This is a genomic window from Mesotoga infera (assembly GCA_011045915.1).
Taxonomy (GTDB): Bacteria; Thermotogota; Thermotogae; order Petrotogales; family Kosmotogaceae; genus Mesotoga; species Mesotoga infera_D.
Genome location: DSBT01000227.1, coordinates 1 through 2,983 on the forward strand (window position 1 = coordinate 1; position 2,983 = coordinate 2,983).

A 2,983-nucleotide genomic window follows, 5' to 3' on the forward strand; every position below is an offset into this window, starting at 1 on the left:
GGCGGAAGAATCTCGGAGTCAGAAGCCGCCGTCTTCGACTTCTTACAACCCTTCGATGTAGGAGAATACTGGGAAGAAGAAACACAAGTTGTACGAGAAGCGGTTATTGGGACGATACAAAGCACGCAGAGCGAAATAGCCTTTGCGATACTATCGAATGACGATGATTCCGAAGTAAAGATAGTCTCTTACGGAAATAGGAATTTCACCCTAGAAAGTATTGTTCTGAATCTTGCTTTTTCCGGCGGGACTTATGAGTTCCCAATTTTCGATATGGCTGTCTTCTCTGACAGCTATATCGGATTGGGAGGCAGTGCAAGAATAGAGGGAAGAGCAGGGACGAATTCCGTTACACCGGGAACGGTCGATCTGTATGGGGGAGGTGTGATGGTCACGGACACTATTTACGTCGGAGTAGATGGTGATGTTCACGTCAATCCTTCGCCAGATCCAGATGCGCACTGGATGGCCGTTCAATACCCCGATGCCGTTGTCACTAGAAATGGCATATGGAATAACACCTGGCTCAATTCGCATCCAATACAGAATCTTGATCAATACAGGGAGTATGTATTGCCTGATTTTCCCGATGCTCCTCCTTCCATATCTTTTCCATCCTTTCCGAACTTTCCTGAAGGACTTCCTGATTTGGGAGATCTCTCAGTTAGTGGTAATAACGAGAGAACTGCTTCTGATAGTGCCGAGTACGGAAATATAAATGTGTTGGGTAGTGGAGAACTGATTTTCGACTTGAGTGGAAGAGACCTCTCGATAAGGGCAAGCTCGCTCAAGGTATCGGGCAGCGGAAAGATAACCGTGATCGGTCCTGGCACCTTGAATATGTTTGTCGACGGGAACGTATCTATAAGCGGAAATGGAATAGCTTCTCTGAACTCGGCCAGGTTCAATCTCTACGTGAATGGCAGCTTCACATCTTCAGGGAACAACAATATTTAGCTAACAGAATTGCATGCAAAAGGATTGACCGAACTCGGCAACAGCGGTCAGATGACTTTGGATAAGCTCTATGTAGACTCTAGTCAGGCATTCTCCACTTCAGGAAACGGGACGCTCAGAATATCCTCTGAGGTTCTCGTTAAGGCTTCATCTGCTTCGTTCTCGAGTGGAGTAGTTGACTTTATGAATGGTTCCAGACAAGAATTCCAGATCGCAAATACCATGTCTTTGACAGGAAATGCAGTCATGAATGGAATCAGTAATGGAGTGATAAACTGTGGCTCCCTAAACATACAACAAGGGCATATCAACATTGCCGAAGAAGGAAACCTCGAAGTATTTGCCAGTATGGGATTTAATATGGGTGGAAGCAGCACACTCAATGACGGTGGTGACAGGAATGCCGTAAGGGTTGACTATGCAGGCACAAACAATCTTGACCTAACCGGCAATATCCGATACACAGGTATTCTCAACATCCTTCAAGCAAACGCAAGCTTAGGCGGTTCTGGCGAGATCGATGGACTGGTAATCAGCGGCGGTCCAAATGTAAACCTACACGGTAATTTTCTTGCCAATGTTATAGCTGTCTATGCTCCAAACTCCACAGTAAATATGGTCGGAAGTGCCACGGTCAGGGGAGCTATTGTGGCAGACAGATTTGTGGCTGGTGGAAATTCGAGAGTGGTTTTCGAGAGCGAAACAGAAGAACTTTTCCCTCCGGGAACGATTGGTTTTGGTGACGAAGAGGGACAAGAAGATACGGAATTCTGGAGTAGATAGGGAGTGAGCGAAGTGATTGGAAATCGCCCGGCAAGGAAACAAGGCTTCTCACTAGTCGAGATCGTGATGAGTCTGGTAATAGTTATGGTGATTATTGCGGCCGTCTTGCCAGCATTGACCAAGAGCATGCAACAGGCAAACAGGAATAGACACCTGACCACCGAATTATCGAGGGTTCAGAAAGCTCTTGAAGAGGAGTACTTCGTTCCTGAAAGGAGCGGTTCGTATTCGGTAGTGCTTAATCTAGATGCTCAGAATATTGTGCTTTCCGGTGAACTCGTATCGAAGGAGTTCGCTGAGAACAAGAAAATCGATATCTTCCTGAGAGAGAGGTAGAGACCTCGATGAACAGAAGAAGAGGACTAACACTTGCAGAGTTGCTTGTTGTAATTCTTACATCAAGCATCATAGCGGCAACTGCTTTGTCCGTCTTCTCTGCGGGATGGAGAGTATATATGACATCTCAGTCCTTGTCGTTGCTAAGAAGGAATCTCAGGACCGCTGCGGAAAGAATATCTGAAGAGTTGCGATGGGCTACTTTGATTGAGTTCTCCAGCTCTCTTGAAGGTGAAGGCTGGATCACTATAACTCTTGAGGAAGGGGCTGTAAAGAGGTATAGAGGAACATCTGAAGTCAGGTCGGGAGAACAAAACCTGAGCGATGTTTCTGACGTGTTAGTAACTGATCTTGCCTTCGAGCTCAGAACTCTGCAGGACGACAGGGTTATAATGGATATTTCACTTTCCGGAGTAAGTGCCTCTAACAACAAAATCGAGGAAAGTGTCAGTACTTCAGTAGTGATCTTCAACGTTCGCGATTATTCAGGAAGCGGCTCTTCGATTAGCTACCGCAAATGAGAATCGAAACGCGAGACTTCTTTGCAGAACCTTGAGATTGCCAAGAAGTGTGCATCGGAGAGCTTTCTTAGAGCCGATCTTTTCAAAGGATGGGTTCATGATTAGGGATGATGGACTCCTCCAGTTTTTCTCGCCACTGCTTGCAGTGACTGTCCTCGCCAAGGGCGAGACTGGCCGCACGAAGTGGTACTGGCGAAGGCGAAGCCTTCACTGGCGGCGATGATTCTCGCCTTCTGGCTTGCCTGCGCCAGCAGACTGGCTTCTCCATTTCTCGTCTCGCGTTAGCGCGGCAAACTCTCTATAATTCGCTTTCTCGGGTGATCTTATCGTAGAAACACGTGCATCTTAACTCTTTCCCCGAAGAGTCAGAAAGAACACTCTGCCCA

3 protein-coding genes are annotated in these 2,983 nt (G+C 46.9%); all 3 read left to right on the forward strand.

The genetic code is table 11. The features are described 5' to 3' along the window. The first annotated feature begins 1,014 nt into the window (after window positions 1-1,014). The 3 genes from ENN47_07925 to ENN47_07935 are packed head-to-tail and all read left to right on the forward strand — an operon-like array spanning window position 1,015 to window position 2,597. A complete protein-coding gene (locus ENN47_07925) occupies window positions 1,015-1,740 on the forward strand; it encodes a hypothetical protein (protein HDP78095.1) in 726 nt (241 codons plus the stop codon). Between the two features lie 3 nt (window positions 1,741-1,743). Further along, complete coding sequence (locus tag ENN47_07930; GenBank protein ID HDP78096.1) at window positions 1,744-2,076, forward strand: type II secretion system protein; 333 nt, start codon at window positions 1,744-1,746, stop codon at window positions 2,074-2,076. An 8-nt stretch (window positions 2,077-2,084) separates the two neighbouring features. Continuing rightward, window positions 2,085-2,597: a hypothetical protein gene (locus ENN47_07935; GenBank protein ID HDP78097.1), complete on the forward strand. Its 513-nt coding sequence runs from the start codon at window positions 2,085-2,087 to the stop codon at window positions 2,595-2,597. The last annotated feature ends 386 nt before the right edge of the window (window positions 2,598-2,983 follow it).

Coding starts and splice junctions, on each gene's coding strand:
- ENN47_07935 (HDP78097.1), top strand. CDS start 2,085: ATGAACAGAAGAAGAGGACTAACACTTGCAGAGTTGCTTGTTGTAATT.